A 504-nucleotide genomic window follows, 5' to 3' on the forward strand; every position below is an offset into this window, starting at 1 on the left:
TCAGCTTTTTCTGACCCACGGGCCAAAGCACCGGAAACTTTTCGTGCCCATAGATGTTCTGGCGTAAACGCAGGCACTGTTTGAATTCTTTCCAGCCGCGTTTTGCGTAGAAAGCGTGTAGGGGAAATACGTCCAGGAACAGCGAGGTGTTGCCCATCGCCATCATTTCGTAAACGTGCTGGTACTGCTGCTGCATTAACGACAACGCCTCGCCGTCACGTCTGATATCGATACTTGGGACCGGATTGTTACGGCGGGCTTCATCAAGATCGCGCACAGACTGTTCGTCATTCTTGCTGATGCTGAACAGGCCCGGGATATCCAGAACAGATTCGCCGCCGCTGTTGAGGCGTTGCGCCGCTTCATGCTCGGCCTGAATATTCTCGATGGCGTTGGACGCATGCAGCAGGCCACAACCCACTTGTTTGGAGGCGAAAGCGGCGAGCCCCGCCCATTGGAAGCGGTTGTCGTAAAGCCAGAGCCTTGCGTAGGCCGCATTGATGG

Annotated in this window: 1 protein-coding gene; it reads right to left on the minus strand. The window is 55.4% G+C overall.

Translation table 11 applies throughout. From position 1 onward, the window contains the following. On the minus strand, positions 1 to 502 hold a 502-nt coding region (locus tag ACP7E4_RS30515), incomplete at its 3' end, for a DUF2515 family protein (protein WP_426120006.1). Positions 503 to 504: the final 2 nt, after the last annotated feature.

It is taken from the genome of Pseudomonas sp. DSP3-2-3 (genome assembly GCF_049898225.1).
Lineage (GTDB): Bacteria > Pseudomonadota > Gammaproteobacteria > Pseudomonadales > Pseudomonadaceae > Aquipseudomonas.